This window comes from Collinsella sp. TM10-22, from assembly GCF_003466125.1.
In the GTDB taxonomy this organism is placed as follows: Bacteria; Actinomycetota; Coriobacteriia; order Coriobacteriales; family Coriobacteriaceae; genus Collinsella.
The window spans coordinates 37,854-56,409 of the sequence record NZ_QSOC01000007.1; the positions used below are offsets into that span (position 1 = coordinate 37,854).

Below are 18,556 nucleotides of genomic sequence, written 5' to 3' on the forward strand. Positions count from 1 at the left end.
TTTTGACCTCCAAAAAAATAGTCTGGATTATATTTCCAAGTATACATCGAAATATAATCCAGACTTTTATTCAAAAGTAAAAAGCTTTATCGATTCTCGATGCTGCCAATATTCTTGAGCTCAATGGAGATGAGGCCGTTGGGTTCGTTGACGAACTCGATGTACTCGGAGTTTGAGCCCATCTCGGCCGGGAAGCTGATCTCGATACCCGTGTCGGTACGAATCTTGTGATTGCGTACGGCCGCGCGTTCTACCTGCTTGCGCTCCACGGGCACGCGCTCGGGCACCTTCTCTTCGGTCAGTGCCGCGCGTACGCTTTCCTTGATGACCGGCTCGTCCTCAAAGACCTCGTCGACGATATCCCAAGGCGGCAGTTCCTCGTCATCCTCGACCTTCTCGGCAACGGCAGCTTTGACCTTAGCCAGTGCCACAGCTGTGTTAGCACCGTGCTCCTCGGCGACTTCCTCGACCACACGCGTCACGGTGTCGATGACCTCCTTGCCCGATACGCCCGTGTCGCACTGCAGCAGGCCATCGGGGATAAGCATACGGTCCTCACCGGCAATCTTGCGCTTCTTGTCCACATAACCGATCTCCATGGTGCTCGCGCGCACGATGGCATAGCTTGGCACCTTTTGTGAAGGATTCGGCAGGATAGCATAGTGGCGCGTGATGTCGTTGCGCACCTCGCCCTTCTCGCGGCCCACTTCGTGCATAAAAGCCTGCTTGGAGCCCAGCAACATCACGGCAAACCAGCGGGCATCCTCGTCGTCGTCAAAGTCGGCCACGAGCACATCGGTGGACTCGGCTTTTTCGGCCTTGGTGAGCTCGGAGGAAATGAACTCCGCAATCTGCTGCGACAGGTCCACGAACTCGCGCTCGCCAAAGAAATAGCCCTTGAGCTCGCCGCCGAATGCGGAGTTCTCGGCAAACGTGGCGCGCTTGTTATCGGCCGATGTACGGGCACGGCGCAAATGTGTGGTCACAAAGTTGCGCACGGTGCGGCTCTCGATATCGAGCTCTCGCTGGCTCATGACGTTGACGGCAGAGTCAAAGTCCAGGATATGCAGAATCGCGTGATTGATTTTCATATACGGCATTCCGTTCTAGATCGAATTGAGCACGAACCAGTATAGCGGTCGAGCCCGCCCCAGGCGCATCGAAGATTGGTGCATCGGGGACAGGTTGCTTTGCACCAATGGCTAGCGCAGGAGCTCGGACTGCCAAGCCTCGAGCTGTTCTGCCAAACTCTTGCCGGCAGCGGGCATGTCGATCTGGGGTCGTTTGGGCAGCAGTGCGCATTTAAGGATTGCCGCGATGGTCTGCGAGACAAAGCGTCGCGTATCCTTGTCAAAGCCTTGCGCAGTCTGGAGCATCACGGGCAGGCTCTCGCGCAGATTCCCGGCGATATCCGCAAACCGCTCAGCACCCGTAGCCTCAAGCACGGAGAACAACGCATCTACAAAACGCTCGCGCTCGCTAGGCGACACCGCAAGCAGCATCTCGCGAATGGAGCCATCAACGTATCGAGCACCGGCGGACAGGCGCTCACAGTACACGAAGTCGCGACCATCAACCACCCAGCTAAAGGGATTGTGCTGCAGCAGGCTGAACTCGGTGCTCTCAACGATGGCATAGTCCTCCTGCGTCTCGAACATCATGCCAAAAATCGACGACCGAGGTAGCGTCTTGTCGATTCGACTGGATAGATCAGCGAAGGCGCTGCCGTTCAGAAACTCCTCGACAAAGCCCGGACCATCATGGGAATACGCCCGTTCGATTCGCTCTCGGGCGACATCGGAGCACATCGCCGCACCGTACACCGCAAGGTTTCCACCCTTGGAATGACCTCCGCACAAAAGCGGCCCGTCAATCGTATCCGCTGCCTCGTCCACATAACGCGCCGCGGATTCCTGGGCCGGCACAGGACACCGGAACGCCATGTTAAAGTCCTCTTTCCAGCCCACAATCGTGCTGTCGGTCCCCCGGAAGGAAAGATAGCTAAACCCCGCCGGAAATCGGAACGTCATAGCCGCAAACTGCTCTGTCACCACCACATCGCTCACGGCACGATAGCCGCAAACGTGCACGCCACGGTAGCGAGGGCTTGCTGCCACGGCCTCCAACAAGGCCCTGCTCCCCTCCGGATCCCACAGGTCGCCAATCATGTCCCGGTAGCACTCGGCACGCAGCAGCTCGCGTACGTCAAGACCCTGCCAGCCGGTAAGCTCCGGCATATCCCCCGGCAAACGCAAATAGGACAGCCACGCAAAGACCAGGCTATCCACAGCGCAGAACGACCGTTCCTCAAACGGATCAAACGCCGTCTGGGCATAGGTCAAAAAATTAGGCGAATCCGACATGGCTCTCCCATCAACAATGGCGCAAAGCAACCTGTCCCCCTTGCACCAAAAAGGCGCCCGGGTCGTGTGGACCCAGGCGCCTTCATTGTAGCTTGCTGGCAAACGAGCCTAATTTAGCAGGAGAAGTCGACGCTGTCGATGATGTCCTTGAGGGCCTTGGCGGAGACGGTGAGCTCATGCTGCTCGTCATCGTTCAGCGGCACGGGGACGCGGCAGACAACGCCGTCGCGGCCAACGACGGTCGGCATGGAGATGGCAAGATCGGACAGGCCGTACTCGCCCACCATGAGCGAGGAGACGGGCAGAACGGTCTGTTCATCGCGCATGACGGCAGTGCAGATGCGCTTAACGGCCATGGCGACGCCGTAGTAGGTGGCGTGCTTCTTCTCGATGATGGTGTAGGCGGAGTTCTTGACGTCCTCGGCGATGCGCTTCTCGGCAGCCTCATGCTCCAGATGGCCGTGAAGCTCGCAGAAGGTGTTCAGCGGAACGCCGGCAACCTGAGCGCTGGACCAAGCGACAAACTCGGAGTCGCCGTGCTCACCCATGACGTAGGCCTGAACGTCGCGCGGATCGACCTCGACGTGAGCGCCGAGCATCTGCTGCAGACGGCCGGTGTCGAGCACGGTGCCGGATCCGATGACGTGGCCCTCGGGCAGACCGGACATCTTGATGGCGGCATAGGTCAGAACGTCGACCGGGTTGGAGACGATTAGTAGAATGCCGTCGAAGCCGGACTTCTTAATCTCGGGAATAATGGACTTAAAGATGCTGACGTTCTTGTTGACCAGGTCCAGGCGAGTCTCACCGGGCTTCTGGGCAGCGCCAGCGGTGACGACGATCATGGCGGCGTCGGCGACATCGGAATAATCGCCGGCGTAGATCTTCATCGGCTCGGCAAACGTCATGCCGTGCGCGATATCCAGGGCCTCACCCTCGGCGCGGTTCTTGTCCACGTCGATGAGGACCATCTCGGAGAACAGACCACTCTGCATCAGCGCGAACGCCGAAGACGAACCGACGAAACCGCAGCCGACAATAGCGACCTTCTTCTCGTTAACCATTAGAAACTCCCATCTCTCTCCACAAGCAAGCCGCCCGGGAACGACCCGAGCGGCTTGCCGTAATCCCAATACATCCAATCGGGACTTTGATTATGCTCCTATTCGCAGCCAAATATCGACCGTTTACCGAAATTATTTGCAGGATTCGTAAAATAACAGCACGAAATCGGTTTCGAGCTATTGACGAGTCGAAATAGGTTTCTAATACAGGCCCGCCTCGCGAATGGCCTCGACAGCCAAAGCGATCTGATCGGGCGGCAGGACCAGCGCCATGCGCACGTGTCCCTCGCCCGAAGGCCCAAAGCTCGCACCCGGCGTCACCACAACGCCGGCCTTCTCCATGAGCTCCTCGCAAAACGCCATGGAATCGGTGCGGCCACCGGGAAGCTTGGCCCACACAAACATGGAACCATGCGCATTGGGGCGCTCCCAACCCAGGCCCTCCAGACCGTCGCACAGGGCATCGCGGCGCTCCTGGTACTTCAGGCGCTGCGCCTCGACCTCATCGCGCGGACCGTTCAGGCAGGCGATGGCGGCCTTTTGGATCGGGAAGAACATGCCAAAGTCGATCTGGCTGCGCAGCTTGGCAAAGGCCGAGACCACGTCCTCGCGGCCGACCAAAAAGCCGATGCGGGCACCGGTGACGTTAAACGACTTGGAGAGCGAGAAGAACTCCACGCCCACCTCGAGCGCGCCGGGATACTGCAAGAAGCTGCCGCCCGGCTCGCCGTCAAACACGATATCGGAGTACGCGTTGTCGTGGACGATGAGTAGGTCGTGCTCACGGGCGAAAGCGATAATCTCCTCGTAGACCTCGGGCGTGCCCACCGAGCCCACTGGGTTAGCGGGCAGCGACACGATCATGTACTTGGCACGATCGGCCACCTCGGGATCGATGCCCGCCACATAGGGCAGGTAATTGTGCTCGGCGACCAGCGGATAGTACTCGAGCTTGGCATCGGCGATCTTGGCGCCCGCCTCAAAGACCGGATAGCACGGATCGGGCACCAGGATGGTGTCGCCCGGATCGAGCAGGGCCAGGCCCAAATGGCCCACGCCCTCCTGCGTGCCGTTGCACGACTGCACCATAGACGGCGTAATGCCCGAGACACCAAAGCGACGCTCGTAGTAATCGCACACGGCTTGCTTGAGCTCGGGCAGGTCGCGCAGGGCATACTTCCACATCTCGGGATCTTGGGCTGCTTGCGTGAGTGCCTCGACCACGTGGTCGTACGGCTTAAAGTCGGGCGTGCCCACGCTCATGTTGTAAATGGTCTTGCCCTGGGCCTTAAGCACAAGAAGCTTGTTATTGAGCGAGGCAAAAACCTCCGCGCCAAAGCGGTCGAGACGCTGCGATGCCTGCATGGTGCCACCTTTCGATATAAAAAACGCGGCGCTCCGACAAGAGCGCCGCGCGATACGGGCCATCAGATTGCAAAAGTGTAACGCTCGCAACCCCCGTATTGGTTCAATTTAGCCAACCTTAGTCAACTGGATTGAGCGCGTCGATCTGCGCAAGCCACAGATGCGAGCTGGCGTCACTCGGCATACGCCAATCGCCGCGCGGGCTGAGCGTCACCGAGCCCACCTTGGGACCATCGGGCAGGCAGCTGCGCTTAAACTGCTGGGCAAAGAAGCGACGATAGAACGTACGCAGCCACGTGTGGACGGTCTTGGCGTCGTAGGCGCCCTCGAAGCTCTTGAGCGCCATGCGGTAAATCTTGCCGGGCTCAAAGCCAAAACGCAGCAGGTAGTAGAGGAAGTAGTCGTGGAGCTCGTACGGACCCACCAAATCCTCAGTCTTCTGCGCAATCTCGCCGTCGCCCGTGGGCGGCAGAAGCTCGGGGGACACCGGCGTGTCGAGGATGTCGAGCAAGACCTCGGCAATACGCCCGCCAAAGACATCAGCCGCATAGCGCACCAGATGGCGCACAAGCGTCTTGGGCACGCTCGCGTTGACGGCATACATGCTCATGTGGTCACCGTTATAGGTAGCCCAGCCGAGTGCCAGCTCCGACAGGTCGCCCGTGCCGATGACAAAGCCGCCGGCCTGATTGGCCAGATCCATCAGAATCTGCGTGCGCTCGCGGGCCTGGCTGTTCTCGTAGGTCACGTCCTGCACGGCCGAATCGTGCTCAATGTCCTTGAAGTGCTGCTCCACGGCCGCGTGGATCGAAACCTCGCGGAAGCTCACGCCAAGGTCGCGAGCGAGCGACTCGGCATTCGACTTGGTGCGATGCGTCGTGCCAAAGCCGGGCATGGACACGGCCGTGATACCGGTGCGCGGCAGCCCCAGTGCGTCGAAGGCACGCACGGTCACAAGCAGTGCCAGCGTGGAGTCCAAGCCACCCGAAAGACCGATGACTGCAGCCTTGGTACCCGTATGGGCAAGGCGAGTCTTGAGGCCCGCAGTCTGCAGATTGAGAATAGTCTCGCAACGCTCGGCCAGATCACCGTGGTCGGCCGGCACAAAAGGCGCGCGAGGGAAAACACGGTCGATATCGCAGGCATCGCGCAGAACAGGCTCTTTGGCCAGCACGCCCTCAAACGAAAACTCAACGGTCGTGGCCTCCAGCGCATCGTCTGCGCGTGTCCACGTCGTCGAGCGACGGCGCTCGGCAACCAGGCGGTCAAGATCGACGTCGGCGATGGCCATATCGCAAGTGAGGAGCTTCGTCGCGGCGAGCTTGGAGCCGTTTTCGTAGACGAGGTTCTCACCCGCAAAGACCATATCGGTCGTGGACTCGCCCTCGCTCGCGTCCGCATAGGCATAGGCGCAGTACAGGCGCGCACTCTGATTGGAGATAAGGCTGCGGCGGTAATCTGCCTTACCGATGATCTCGTCCGAAGCCGACGGGTTGAGAATCACCGTCGCACCGGCAAGTGCCATCTCGGTCGAAGGGGGTGCCGGCACCCACAGGTCCTCACAGACCTCAACGCCCAGTACCAGGTCCTCGGCGCCCTCATCACAGCAACGGTAGACAAGCCCCGAACCCAGCGGGACCGGACCCTGACCGGCAAATTCAAGCCAAACGGGATCGGTAGGCGCCGGAGCAAACCAACGGCGCTCATAGAACTCGCCATAGTTGGGCAGATACTTCTTGGCCGTGAGGCCCAAAAGCTCGCCCGCACAGCACACGGCCGCGCAGTTGTAGATGTTTTCGGCCACCGCAACGGGAAGGCCGACGGTAAAGACAATCGGCAGCTCGCGGGTTTCATCGAGGATATGCACCAGAGCAGCCTCGCAGGCATGCAGCAATGTGCGGTTATGGAACAGATCGGCCGCGGTATAGCCGGTCAGGTTAAGCTCGGGCAGCGCCAGCGCGCGAACGCCGCGCTCGGTAGCCTCGCGAACAGCCGCCAGCGCAACCTCGGCATTGCCCTCGACATCGGCCACGCGAATCTGCGGCGACGCCGCCGCCACACGCAGAAAGCCGTCGTTTGCTTTCGCGCACACGGCGCCCGTCTGGTTGAGCTCTGTATCCATAGCATGCTCCTTGCGCATAAAGGCGATTCTTATGGGCACCATTGTAGCGCCTTGCCTGCGCGCCGTCGTTTTAGGCGCGCTCCGCGGGATACGATAGGCCTCGTCAAATCCTTGAGAGACGGAGCGCATATGGAACTAAATACATGGACGCACGACAAGCTTCCCGAGTTTGCTCGCACATTCCAAGGTACCGAGGCCCAAGAAACCACGGGCGAAGAGCTCGCCTGCCACAATGTTCCCGATTTGCCTCATGGAAACCGCTGCGGGGGCAAGCGTAGAGTAGCGAGCGCATTGACGCATGCAGCGTCCCCAGCCGACGCCCCAGGATTGGCCGTCCTTCCCGGCCGGCGCGCTGTGCATATCTAGGACAGCAGGATGGGGCACGAAAAGTTACCTGAAATACGTACAGCGGGAGGTGGCCACAAAAGCCGCCTCCCCACTCTCAGCTAGCGTGCCAGCACGTACTGATAGGTATCCCCCATGGGCACAAAGCTCACCGGCACCTTGGCAGAATCCAATCCCGCCCCCTCGAGCGCACGCGGCACCCAGGTTGCCATGTATTCCATGCCCGGTTCCTCACCGTTGAAATGCCCCATGTGGATAATGCACTTGCCCTGGCCGAGCATCGCGGCGTCGCGCACGTATTCGCTCGCCGTAAAATCGATAAGCTCCATGGCGAGCAGGCAATCGATACCCTCGGCATCCATCTTGTTGAGTGTCTCGGTATCGCCCATGGGATGCCCCATGATATGCATGGGGATGCGCACACGGCGCACGGGAGCATCCATGTCGCCAATCACACGCGTACCGGCAAGCCCCAAACGCTCGACAACATATGCCGCCAGCTCGCGCGCCAGCATCTCGGGAATCTCGAAATCCATGCAATCACGCTCGATGCGACAATCGAGCCAGCCGAGCTTATCGGCAAGCCCGTAAAAGATGCCATCGGCAAGGGAACCGTCCGCCTCGAGCGGCACACCGGCATGAATGTAGTCATGACAGCGCCAAACCGTGCCATCCCACTCTTCAAGCAGGGCAACCTTAGCCTTAAATGAGGCATTACCAGCCACCACATCGCGATGGTCGCCGTGGTTCCAGAAGATTGCTTCGTGCGAGATGATTAGATTGGCGCCTAGCTCCTTCGCACGGCGCACTACCTCGACCGTAGGCCAGATACAGGTCACAACGCCCGTGCAGGCGCAGTCGAGCGCCTCGGCGCCAAAGGTCACCTGATCGCGCGTCGTCGCCGGATCGATGGGCTTGCCGGTAAAGGCATCCATGCTGGAGCAATATCCCTTCACGGCCTCGATAACATCGTTGATAGTCATATGTGCTCCTATCGATAGCGGAAAACGGCCCCGCAAGGCCGCTTTCCAAGTTTAAACATCGCTGAGTTGATACTAGCGCTCGGAAACAGGTCCATTTTCGAGCTCGTCCTCGGTAAACCCAAAGAAGAACGTAAGGGCAAAGGCCGCGATAAACCCTACAGCACCGGCGATGCAGGCGTTGATGAAGTTCTGCACGTCACCGCCCACAAAGGCGAGCAGATTGAGAACATTGGAGGCAGTACCGGCAACGTAGACGCTCACACCGAGAGACATGCCCAAGGCACCCGCGACAAACGCGCCGGCGATAGCCATGGCAAAAGTGCGGCGATAGCGCAGCATCACACCGTAGATAAAGGGCTCACCCACGCCACCAACCATATTGGCGATTACGTAGCCCAGGCAGAGGGTCTTTTCGTCTTTGTTTCGGAGCTTGAGCCAAGATGCGACTTCGGCGCCGTATGCCGCCCAGAGGCTCAGCGTGGTGGCAGGCAGGATAAACGAGTCGACACCGGTGGCCATAAAGTTAGCGATGGCGATCATGATGAGAGCCACATGCATGCCCGAGATTACTATGGGAAGCCAAGCTGCCGCCAACAAGCCGGCGCCGAGAATCGCGACAACACCACCCGTGGAACCGAGCATCTCAAAGAATGCCGCCAAACCGTTACCGAGCCAGGAGCCAAGTGGCGCAAGAGCGCAAAGCGACACCGGCACCGTTACGAGCATTGTAAAGAACGGGGTGAACACCGTGGAGAGAGTATCGGGCATGACCTTCTTGAACAAGCGCTCGATATAGCTCATCGCCCAAACGGAGAGCAGGATGGGGATCACCGACTGCGCGTAGTTGCCCGCAACGCAGGGAATGCCGTAGACAGAGAACGGGGCACCGTCCGCAGCCAGTTGAATCATCGTCGGATCAATGAGAATGCCGCCCATAAACGCACCGAGCACTGGCGTCACGCCGATATTCTTGGCGGCGTTATAGCCAAGGTAAATGGGGATGAAGTAGAAAGCTGCATCATAGACCATGTTCATAAGAACATACAGGTCGCTCGTTTCAGCGATAACATTGGCCATCGTGGGACCGAGGACTACGGCGATGGTCTTAAAGAGACCGGCGCACATCATAACGGGGATCATCGGCACCATGGAGCTCGACAGGTAGTTAAGGATATTGTTGCCGATTGCCTTGGGCGTAAGCTTTTCCTTGGGCTTATCAAGATTCTCATCGACGGCGTCTTGCTTGGCAAAGCCGCCGAGCTTACAGAGCTCGTCATAAACGTTGGGCACATTCTGGCCCACGATCACCTGGAACTGCGATCCCGAAATCTGGGCACCAAGCACGCCGTTGATCTTTTTGATCTTCTTGATATCGGGCGCATCGATATCCTTGAGATTGAAGCGCAAACGCGTCATGCAGTGCGCAACAAACGTTACGTTTTCCTTGCCGCCAACGGCCTCGAGCACGTCTGCTGCAATCTTTTTGTTGTCAGCCATGGCTGAACTCCCTTGCTTTTCCGGCGCCCCGCGTTTGCGCGCATGCGGAGCGTATCGATAACGACAGGCCTGACATCAGGCGATTCAAAAAGAAGGAAGAATGACAAAAAAACAGAAGAGCCCCGAAGCATAATACGGACAGGGAACTGTCTGCGTCATGCTTCGAGACTCTTCTCGAATAACACCTTATGTGCGAGTAATATTAAGACCGGAATGCCAGAGCGTGCCCCAAAAGGATTGTCCAATCCGGCAAACGGTCAAAATACAGCGGCGAACGGCGTTCTACGTACGCGACCCCGCGCAGACGCGGTTGACATGGAGCATCAGGTAGACCTTCTCCTCATCGGTGAGCTCGGCACCAAAGCGCTCGGCGATAAGCTCGGTCATGCGGTCCACGCACGCGGCCACATCGGGATGTTGCTCGCAGAGCGGCCCATAGAGCGAGCCGTTCTCAGTATTGAGGGGCTCGCCGCTCTGCACGCGCTCAAGCAGGTAACGCACGTGCGTGGCATAACGGCAGAAATCAAAACCGTCGCGATCAACGCCAACGCCAAGCTGCGACTCGATAATCTCGGTAAACTTCTCAAGGAGTGCTTCATCCTTGCGGACCGTGTTGGACTTGGCCTTGGAAGAAGATGCCACCACGCTGTTGACGATGCAAAGTGCGATGCCGCTCGCTTCACTCGGCGGCATCTTGATGTTGAACTCGCGATTGATGCCCTCAAGCGCAAACTTTGCAATTTTGTACTCGATGGGATACATCTGCCGCACGTCATAAGAAAGCGGCATCTGAACAAACATGTGCTCGCGGCAGCGCTTGATGGCAAAGGCGATGTGGTCGGCCATGGTAAAGGGCAGGTTGGCCGAGAGCTCACGCGAGATGTTGGAGCGCGCGATATCGGCGATCTGGGCGGAAAACTCCATCACCTGCGGATCAATTTCGTCGAGGAGCGCCAGATAGCGAGAGTCGACGCCGTAGAACGTGCGCTCGATCTTGTCGAGCGTGACCTCGTCAGGGCCGTCGGGAAACCCGATGCCACGACCGAGCGCCACAAGCTCGCGCCCCTTGGCATTGACGCAGATAACCGTGTTGTTGTTTATTCGCTTAAGAATCTTCATGCTGCTCCCCACTTGGCACAGGAGTGCCACGAGGTTGATTATTCACACGGAATCGAAGTCAGTCAACAGGCACCACTAGAGAAAGGCCCTCGCGAGGCGAGCCTTGATTCTCATTTTCAGGGTATCCTGCAGCGCCAGGAGGGCGCAGGCGGCGGTCGCCTCCATTGTACTGTCATGTGCGATCAGCGCTAATGGAACGAGCTCATGATTAAGATTGGAAAAGAGAAGTCAGAATAGCATTTAGCAGTAGAACGAGATCTCGTCCACAAGAAAGAGTGCCCGATAGCCGCTAATAAGAAATAGGCTAGGCAACTTTTGCTCCTCCGCTTGCGGCGTAGCGATACAGCAGATGGGCGTTATTGCTCAGAAAAGTCTCAAAGCCTCGCTTCTCCTCGTCGGTGAAACGCCCCTCCCACATGGTCCAATTGTAAGAAGGTAGCTCACAACGAGCGGAGTCAAAGCCCTCTGCCGTCGGTCGTTCAAAATGCACGATAACCTTTTCGATATCGCCATCTGCAATCAGGTCAGAATGAATGACCTCGGTACCGTCTTCGAATGTCATATACGGGTACATCACGTAAACCACCTCGCAAACATAAATCCAGTTTAGCATCAAGCTATTGCACCAAAGACAGCAGGCCCCCTTGATGAGTTGATGGTATCTGTTAAATGTCACGTACGATTCACATCTGGTGGGTACCCTGATGGCTACACGAAACGAAGCAGATTTACACCGGGAGGACCCCGTATGACAACCAAGTACACCGACGCGCCGCGCACGCGCGTCATGACGCCGGCATCGCTCAACAACGGCGTACACGAGAACCATTCCATTGGACAGACCATGGCCATCGCGCCCAAAAAGGGCCTGTTCGACGACATTTCCATTCCCCAGATCATCGCCGGCGCCGCAGCTGCCGCCACGAGCGTGGCGCTTGCTTCAAAGATCGGCATTGCCGGCTCGGTGATTGGTGCCGCTGTGAGCTCAGTCATCACTGTTGTGTCCTCGCAGGTCTATCGCCACTTTATCTCCGCCAGCGCCGAAGCAATCAAGGGCACGCATGCCGTTGTCGACTACCCTACCGGCGCCTACGAGCCCGTTGAGCCCAATGTCGAGGAGCACCTAGGTGGCGCCGCAACCACGCAGGAGATGCGCCAGGTTGCGGGACGCGCGACCACGGCGCGCGTCGCTCCCAACAGCCTGCGCGCCAAGGCGGCGGCTGAGCGCAGCCAGACGCAAAAGAAGGTCATCATCTTCTCGATCGCTATCGCCATCGTCGCGGTCATCGCCTGCGCCGGCGCCATCCTTATCACCACTGCCGGTGAGGGTCTGGGCGAGCGTCCCGAGCCGATCCTTTCGTCGCGCACGACCGAGAGCGATGCAAATGGCAACACCCAGTCGCAGGATCAGCAGGCACAGACGGACGATACGCAAGACAGTTCTACCTCTGCCAATTCGTCCTCGAACACCCAAAACCAATCGCAGGGCACCGATTCCTCTTCGGCCAACAGCAGCACGCCGTCCGGCACGACCGACTCAAGCCAAACGACTGACGGTTCGCAGCCGAGCACGGGCGGCCAGACGAGCGACAGTACTTCGGGAACGGGCGCAGCAGACAGCAGCAACACCAACAGCTCGAACAGCTCGAGCGGAACCGCGTCCGGCACGGCATCCGACAACTCGAGCCAAGGCACGGCATCGGGCAACTAAGCACATTTGCCTCTCATAGATAACCGACCTGTATAACGGGCGCGAATCGACAGCGGTTCGCGCCCGTTTGCCTTGGGCGCCGAGGTAGCAAGTCCCGCGCGATGGTAAGATGCTTTGGTGTGTAAAGAGGAGATTTGCCATGAGCAAGACAATAGTTAAGCCCACGCTATCGCTGGGCAACCACATCTATCTGTATCGCCTGCTGCGCGATGCAATCGGATGCGGCAAGCAAACGTTTATGACGCAGGTCGAGGAGGTACTCGCCGCCGGCGACATGGCCGCTTATGACCTGGGGTTTGAGACCACGCGCGAGCTGCTCGAGGAGCTCGACGACTGCATTAAGCTGACCGTCTTTAAGGGCGGTCGCCTGTATGCCACCGTCATCGCCAACGAGGCCTGGGATACCGCCCTTGCCAAGGGCGAGGACAAGCCCAAGGCAGCCAAGGGTGCCAAGCAGTCCTACAAAAAGAAAAAACGCGGTGAGAAGGACCTCAAGGCCGTGCGCCCCAAGCACGTTAAGCGTCCCGAGCCCGAGCCTGTGGCCGAAGTCGCTCCAGAGCCCGACCCCGAGACAGAGATCGAAGTCGCTATTGAGGTAACAGCAGAAGCCGAAACCGAAATCGCCGCCACGACCGATCCCGAAGTCATATCCGAGCAGGAAGCCACTGTGGAGCTCAACGAAGCGCCCAAGTCGACAACCGAAGAAGCCGCTAACCAACCCGAGACGCCTGCGTTCCAGAACAGCGATGTCTTTGGCAACGAGGCCGAGGACGATCAGTCCGATGAGCCCGCCGATCAAGGCGCTACCGAGTCGGCGCCGGAGCCCGAGACGCCGCAGCCCGCCATCTCGCTCACGGTCGTCTATGACCCCGAGAACGCCAACGCCGGCATCACCACCATGGCATCCACGCCCATCGAGGCAAAGTCGAGCGTCGAGAACGAGAACGCGACGCAGGTTGAGGTTGAAACTGCAGCTGCAGACGCACCCGTCACCGTGAAGCCCGCAGATTCCACGATCAAGCCGGAAGCGATGCCGGAGTCCGCACCCGTCATCGAGTCCGTGCCCACCTCCGCATGCGACCAAATTCCCGCACCGGCACCGGCTTCGGCACCCGCAGCGGCCCCAACCCCCGCACCTGCAGCGCCCGCCATCCCCAAGGACTTCCCCGTCGATTTCACAACCGAGGTCTTCTGCCCCGGCCCGCTTCTGCACCAGCTGTCAACCTATCTCCCCTACGGCGCCGACACCCTCGGCATCGTCGGCGAGTACTACTGGATCGCCCGCGAGCGCGGTACCATCGAGGTCGCGCGAAACCGCGCAAGCTTCCCCCTGCGCTACACGCAGGCCGGCGAGCGCCGCGAGGTTACCGTGCGCATCCGCCGCAACACCACCGGTGGTCTCGGATCCACCTGGGCCATCGATAAAGTCGAAGAACCCGGGCAGTAACGACAAACGGCTCAAATCCAAATCAGGATTTGAACCGTTTAATTGTGCCAATCAGGCCGCACTCAGCTGCAAATGGACACAATACCCATGCGCTTATTTACGAATGAGCGCATATCCCTCAAAGGGGCGAAGCGCCTGCAGGTCCTCAACATCCCCATACGAGTGCAGCAGCACGTCCCACTCCCCTTGAGCCAGCAGTTCCCGGACTTCCGGGCCCACTTCGCTCATACCATCGAAGAAATTGGCAACCACAAGCATCGATCCAGGCGCGGACATGTCTTCGATCGTCGCCACCGACGCATCATAGGGCTCTCCGACAGTAAGATTGCCAAATCGCCCATACGCGAGCACGGGCGCACTGTCCGCGTCAACAAAACGGACCTTGCCCGTCGCCACCACAGGCAACTCGTGCCGCAGCTCATTCACCTGACGATAGAACTCAAAAATTGAATTCGAAACGCCCACTTCGAGCTCCGCCGTTATCTCATCTTGGCTACAATCCTTCGCATCGCGAGCCATCGGAACCCAAGGCTCAGCGATCGAAAAACCATGGTGCACCTCGCCATTCCACTGCATAGGCAGGCGGCCGTTATCGCGCGAATGCATGTTGATGATCGCGAGCGCCTCTTCGGGTGCCTTTCCCTGCTCGAGCAAGATGCGGTAATAGTTGCGGCTCTCGACATCGTTGAACTCTTCGATGCTCGTAAAGTGTGCGTTGGTCGAGCCCAGCTCGTCACCTTGATAGATATAGGGCGTGCCGCGCAACAGGTCCATAAAGAGCGCGAGCATCTTTGCCGCGGGAATGCGCAGGGAACCGTCGGTCCCAAAACGCGAAAGGGCACGTGGCTGGTCGTGATTGTCCCAGAACACGGCATTCCAACCACCGCCCGCCTGCATACCCTCCTGCCAGGCGGCAAGAGTCTTTTGCAACAGCGCAAAGTCAGGAGCCTTGTTTACCCACTTCCTCCCGTTCTCAAAATCGACCTTAAGATGATGGAAGTTGAAGGTCATAGCGAGCTCGTGGTTTTGAGGCTGCGTATATCGAATGCAAGCCTCAAGGCCCGTCGAATTCATCTCTCCGACCGTCATCATGCCCTCGATGCCGCCCTCACGCACCAGCTCCTGGATGTAGCTGTCCACACGCGCACCGTCCGTGTAAAAGCGGCGACCATCGCCCTCGTAGTCGTCTTCCCATGAATCTGGCTTATCGATTAGATTGATTACGTCGAAGCGAAAGCCGTCAACGCCCTTCTCGCGCCAAAAACGCAAGACATCGGCAACCTCATGCCTCACTTCAGGATTTTTCCAGTTGAGGTCGGGTTGGCCCGGATCGAATAGGTGCAGGTACCATTTGCCAACATGAGGTTCCCAGGTCCAGGCGGGACCGCCAAACTTCGATTCCCAGTTGCAGGGAAGCTCACGCGGTGTCCCCTCTTCAAAAATAAAGTAGTCCTGATAGCGCTTGTCGCCCGCGATGGCTCGCTGAAACCACTCATGCTCGCTCGAAACATGGTTAAATACCATGTCGAGCATAAGGCCGATGCCGCGCGCATGCGCCTCGCGCGAAAGCTCTTCGAACTCCTCCATGGTTCCAAATCGCGGATCGATGCTTCGGTAATCGGCCACGTCGTAGCCGTTATCCTTTTGCGGCGAGACAAAAAATGGGGTTATCCAGAGGTAATCGATACCAAGCTGCTTGAGGTAGTCGAGCTTTTGCGTGATGCCGGGCAGATCGCCCCAGCCGTCACCATTAGAATCGTTAAAGCTCTTGGGATAGATTTGGTACACGACCTTATTGCTGATATCAAGCATCGCTCGTCCTCCCTCCAACAGGAAATGTGAAATTCGCGAGCACCGCTGACGAACAAAGCCGCCGCGGCGCTCGTAGGGTTACTGCTCGTAGGGTTACTTATCCTGAGCGGCCAACTCCGCGCGAATCTCGGCGGCACTGGCCTCGGCCTCCTCGCGAATGCCTTTCTTGGAGCCCACGATAACCGTCAGGACAAAAGGAACGACCAGCACGATGAGCATACAAACCGCAAACATCGCCCAGCTGTCAGGCTGCATCGAAAGGATTCCCGGCAGGCCACCGACGCCAACGGCGTTTGCGGTGCAGTTTGTCACCACGCTCAAAAGACCAGCAAGGGAGGAGCCGATCATGGCACACACAAACGGGAACGTGTACTTAAGGTTGACGCCGAACATGGCAGGCTCGGTAACACCCAGGTAGCAAGAGATGATGGCGGGGATATTTACCTGCTGGTCACGATCGTTGGAACGCTGCAGGTACGCCATGCCCAATACAGCCGAGCCTTGTGCGATATTGGAAAGCGCGATCATGGGCCAAAGCATAGTGCCACCAAAATCGGCAATCAGCTGCAGGTCGATGGCGTTAGACATGTGGTGCAGGCCGGTAATAACCAGCGGCGCATAAAACGCACCAAAGAGAGCGCCGAACAGGGCGCGGAACGGGCCGGTGATGCCGGCGTAAATGATGGCGGAGACACCGCTACCGAGCCACCAGCCAATGGGTCCAAGGACAAAGTGGGCGGCCATGACGGCAAGCAGCAGGCTGCAGAATGGAACGACGATCATCGAGACGACCTCGGGCGTGATCTTGCGGAAGAAACGCTCCAAGAAGCCAAGTGTAACTGCGGCGAGAATCGCGGGAATGACCTGCGCCTGATAGCCGATCATATTGACCTGGGCAAAGCCAAAGTCCCACTGCGGAATCTGATCAGCCGGCGTGCCGGCAACGGAATAGGCGTTAAGAAGCTGCCCGGAGATAAGCGTCAAACCCAAAACGATACCGAGCATAGGCGTGCCACCCATCTTTTTGGTGACCGACCAACAGATGCCTACTGGAATGCCAGTATGGAAGACCGCCTCGCCAATCAACCATAAAAAGCTGTCGACGCCAGCCCAAAATTGACTCAGCTGCACGAGCGTCTGCGTACCGTCGCCAAACACATACAGCGAATCGATGCAATTGCGGAAACCGAGAATGAGGCCGCCGACGATAACAGCGGGAATGATGGGTGCAAATACCTCGGCGATAACCGTCATGGCGCGCTGAATGGGATTCTGGTTTTGGACGGCGGCGGCCTTGGCTGCGTCCTTGCTCACGCCCTCGATTCCGGCGATCTCAGTAAACTCCGAATAGTAGGCTTTGACGTCGTTACCAATGATGACCTGGAACTGCCCAGCCTGCGTAAAGCTGCCCTTGGTATAGGGAAGCGCCTCGATACCCGGCACGTCGGCCTTCGATTCATCGTTGAGGACAAACCTCATACGCGTCATACAGTGGCTCACAGCGGCAATATTGTCCTTGCCTCCCACCAGCTCGAGCAGCTTGGTCGCGTCGTCCGCATACTTACCCATGCGTTCCTCCTTCTGCGCTTTTCGACAGAACACTGTAGGTGGCCCACCCGCCTTTAAATGACAACTTATTTGAATAAGTTGTTTGACAGCAACTAGTTTAGCCAGATTGATTCTACGTTTCTTGACTTATTTGAATAAGTTGCTGAACGGTCGATTTTTCACTGCGAACGGAGAGCATCGGATTCGAACGGTATACTGAAATACAACTTATTTAAATGATTCAAAGGACAGCTATGAAGGCCATCTGGCAAGGCATCTACACCGATATCAAAGGCGACATTCTTGAGGGAACGTATCCTTTTCAGTCGTTTCTCCCCTCCGAGGCCCAACTCGTCCAAAAATACGAGTGCTCGCACAACACACTTCGACGCGCCCTCACGGCTCTCGCCGACGAGGGGTTGGTGCAGCCGATCCATGGCAAGGGTGTCCGCGTCATCTGGCGCCCGCGAAGCCGCGCCCTCTTTGAAGTTGGCGGCATCGAGACATACGACGAATCCATCAGGCGCCTGGAGCTTGATTCCGAAACAAAGGTGACGCTCTTTGAGCAAGTCAAAGCCACCGAAAAGGCAGCCCACAGAACGGGGTTTGAAGTCGGGTCAGTTCTCATTCATCTCGAGCGTGTTCGTTCCATAGCCGGTTGCCCAGTCATTCGCGATGAAAGCTATTTTTTGGCAAGCGACGTACAGGGGCTCGATGCCGATAAGGCCTCAAGCTCCATTTATCGATATCTCGAGCAGGACCTTGGCCTTAAGATTGCCCAAAGCCGTCGCGAAATAACCATCGAACCCGCCACCAAGCGCGACTATGAGCTGTTGGACCTTCCCGAAGGCTGCTACATGGCCGTTATGTCCAACCAAGTCTTTACCGCCGCCGGAGAAATGTTCGAATACACCTGTTCGCGACACCGCCCCGACTACTTTGTCTTTCACGACATCGCTCGACGCAAGTAGCAGCGAAAAACGGCTCAAATCCAAACCCGGATTTGAGCCGTTTTTATTTGTTGATGTCGCGTAATCAACAGCGAGCGGGTCGCAAGTGCCCCAGGTTGCCGTGAAAGAGGAGCGACGCGTACTTCGGTACGCGAGCGACGGCTTGAACGGCAAGATGGGGTGCTTGCGGCCCGCGCAGCGTCGAGCAGTTACGCGGTTTGGTAAAACCG

General features: G+C 58.1%; 14 protein-coding genes. 3 read left to right on the forward strand and 11 right to left on the reverse strand.

Annotated elements, in window-relative coordinates; all coding sequences use genetic code 11:
- Nucleotides 1-86: 86 nt before the first annotated feature.
- The 9 genes from DXD94_RS08020 to DXD94_RS08060 all read right to left on the reverse strand — a co-directional run bounded on the left by DXD94_RS08020 (nt 87) and on the right by DXD94_RS08060 (nt 11,432).
- A complete protein-coding gene (locus DXD94_RS08020) occupies nt 87-1,091 on the reverse strand; it encodes a nucleoid-associated protein (protein WP_117763759.1) in 1,005 nt (334 codons plus the stop codon).
- Between the two features lie 111 nt (nt 1,092-1,202).
- Nucleotides 1,203-2,363 carry a DUF2974 domain-containing protein gene (locus tag DXD94_RS08025; RefSeq protein WP_117735269.1) on the reverse strand — a complete coding sequence of 387 codons (1,161 nt, stop codon included), beginning with the start codon at nt 2,361-2,363 and terminating at the stop codon, nt 1,203-1,205.
- Between the two features lie 113 nt (nt 2,364-2,476).
- On the reverse strand, nt 2,477-3,427 hold the full coding sequence (locus DXD94_RS08030; RefSeq protein ID WP_022094138.1) for an L-lactate dehydrogenase: 951 nt from the start codon (nt 3,425-3,427) through the stop codon (nt 2,477-2,479).
- 201 nt (nt 3,428-3,628) lie between these two features.
- Nucleotides 3,629-4,792, reverse strand: coding sequence for a pyridoxal phosphate-dependent aminotransferase (locus DXD94_RS08035; RefSeq protein ID WP_117763760.1), 1,164 nt, complete (start codon nt 4,790-4,792; stop codon nt 3,629-3,631).
- A 118-nt stretch (nt 4,793-4,910) separates the two neighbouring features.
- Complete coding sequence (locus DXD94_RS08040) at nt 4,911-6,914, reverse strand: NAD(+) synthase (protein WP_117763761.1); 2,004 nt, start codon at nt 6,912-6,914, stop codon at nt 4,911-4,913.
- A 446-nt stretch (nt 6,915-7,360) separates the two neighbouring features.
- Nucleotides 7,361-8,242 (reverse strand): Nif3-like dinuclear metal center hexameric protein, encoded by an 882-nt coding sequence (locus DXD94_RS08045; RefSeq protein WP_117763762.1) that lies wholly within the window; start codon nt 8,240-8,242, stop codon nt 7,361-7,363.
- Nucleotides 8,243-8,314: 72 nt separating this feature from the next.
- A complete protein-coding gene (locus DXD94_RS08050) occupies nt 8,315-9,739 on the reverse strand; it encodes a PTS transporter subunit EIIC (RefSeq protein ID WP_117763763.1) in 1,425 nt (474 codons plus the stop codon).
- 282 nt (nt 9,740-10,021) lie between these two features.
- Entirely contained in the window at nt 10,022-10,858 is an 837-nt protein-coding gene (locus tag DXD94_RS08055; RefSeq protein WP_117763764.1) for a PRD domain-containing protein, read from the reverse strand.
- Between the two features lie 304 nt (nt 10,859-11,162).
- Entirely contained in the window at nt 11,163-11,432 is a 270-nt protein-coding gene (locus DXD94_RS08060) for a hypothetical protein (protein ID WP_117763802.1), read from the reverse strand.
- Between the two features lie 174 nt (nt 11,433-11,606).
- Between DXD94_RS08060 and DXD94_RS08065 the strand changes: the two genes are divergently transcribed.
- Nucleotides 11,607-12,569: a hypothetical protein gene (locus tag DXD94_RS08065; protein WP_117763765.1), complete on the forward strand. Its 963-nt coding sequence runs from the start codon at nt 11,607-11,609 to the stop codon at nt 12,567-12,569.
- Nucleotides 12,570-12,708: 139 nt separating this feature from the next.
- Nucleotides 12,709-14,016, forward strand: coding sequence for a hypothetical protein (locus tag DXD94_RS08070; RefSeq protein WP_117763766.1), 1,308 nt, complete (start codon nt 12,709-12,711; stop codon nt 14,014-14,016).
- A 93-nt stretch (nt 14,017-14,109) separates the two neighbouring features.
- Here the strand turns inward: DXD94_RS08070 and DXD94_RS08075 are convergent, their stop codons facing one another.
- Both DXD94_RS08075 and treP read right to left on the reverse strand, forming a co-directional pair.
- Nucleotides 14,110-15,828, reverse strand: a complete 1,719-nt coding sequence (locus DXD94_RS08075; protein WP_117763767.1) for an alpha,alpha-phosphotrehalase — start codon at nt 15,826-15,828, stop codon at nt 14,110-14,112.
- Nucleotides 15,829-15,921: 93 nt separating this feature from the next.
- The gene (gene treP / locus DXD94_RS08080; protein ID WP_117743498.1) at nt 15,922-17,397 is read right to left on the reverse strand and encodes a PTS system trehalose-specific EIIBC component; all 1,476 of its coding nucleotides are present in this window, start codon (nt 17,395-17,397) and stop codon (nt 15,922-15,924) included.
- 233 nt (nt 17,398-17,630) lie between these two features.
- Here treP and DXD94_RS08085 point away from each other — a divergent pair, with 233 nt between their 5' ends.
- Nucleotides 17,631-18,347: a UTRA domain-containing protein gene (locus tag DXD94_RS08085; RefSeq protein WP_117763768.1), complete on the forward strand. Its 717-nt coding sequence runs from the start codon at nt 17,631-17,633 to the stop codon at nt 18,345-18,347.
- Nucleotides 18,348-18,556 lie beyond the last annotated feature (209 nt).

What these genes read in the sequence shown, in the direction of transcription:
- DXD94_RS08020 (WP_117763759.1), bottom strand. Translation starts at nt 1,091, where the DNA reads ATGAAAATCAATCACGCGATTCTGCATATCCTGGACTTTGACTCTGCC.
- DXD94_RS08025 (WP_117735269.1), bottom strand. Translation starts at nt 2,363, where the DNA reads ATGTCGGATTCGCCTAATTTTTTGACCTATGCCCAGACGGCGTTTGAT.
- DXD94_RS08030 (WP_022094138.1), bottom strand. Translation starts at nt 3,427, where the DNA reads ATGGTTAACGAGAAGAAGGTCGCTATTGTCGGCTGCGGTTTCGTCGGT.
- DXD94_RS08035 (WP_117763760.1), bottom strand. Translation starts at nt 4,792, where the DNA reads ATGCAGGCATCGCAGCGTCTCGACCGCTTTGGCGCGGAGGTTTTTGCC.
- DXD94_RS08040 (WP_117763761.1), bottom strand. Translation starts at nt 6,914, where the DNA reads ATGGATACAGAGCTCAACCAGACGGGCGCCGTGTGCGCGAAAGCAAAC.
- DXD94_RS08045 (WP_117763762.1), bottom strand. Translation starts at nt 8,242, where the DNA reads ATGACTATCAACGATGTTATCGAGGCCGTGAAGGGATATTGCTCCAGC.
- DXD94_RS08050 (WP_117763763.1), bottom strand. Translation starts at nt 9,739, where the DNA reads ATGGCTGACAACAAAAAGATTGCAGCAGACGTGCTCGAGGCCGTTGGC.
- DXD94_RS08055 (WP_117763764.1), bottom strand. Translation starts at nt 10,858, where the DNA reads ATGAAGATTCTTAAGCGAATAAACAACAACACGGTTATCTGCGTCAAT.
- DXD94_RS08060 (WP_117763802.1), bottom strand. Translation starts at nt 11,432, where the DNA reads ATGTACCCGTATATGACATTCGAAGACGGTACCGAGGTCATTCATTCT.
- DXD94_RS08065 (WP_117763765.1), top strand. Translation starts at nt 11,607, where the DNA reads ATGACAACCAAGTACACCGACGCGCCGCGCACGCGCGTCATGACGCCG.
- DXD94_RS08070 (WP_117763766.1), top strand. Translation starts at nt 12,709, where the DNA reads ATGAGCAAGACAATAGTTAAGCCCACGCTATCGCTGGGCAACCACATC.
- DXD94_RS08075 (WP_117763767.1), bottom strand. Translation starts at nt 15,828, where the DNA reads ATGCTTGATATCAGCAATAAGGTCGTGTACCAAATCTATCCCAAGAGC.
- treP (WP_117743498.1), bottom strand. Translation starts at nt 17,397, where the DNA reads ATGGGTAAGTATGCGGACGACGCGACCAAGCTGCTCGAGCTGGTGGGA.
- DXD94_RS08085 (WP_117763768.1), top strand. Translation starts at nt 17,631, where the DNA reads ATGAAGGCCATCTGGCAAGGCATCTACACCGATATCAAAGGCGACATT.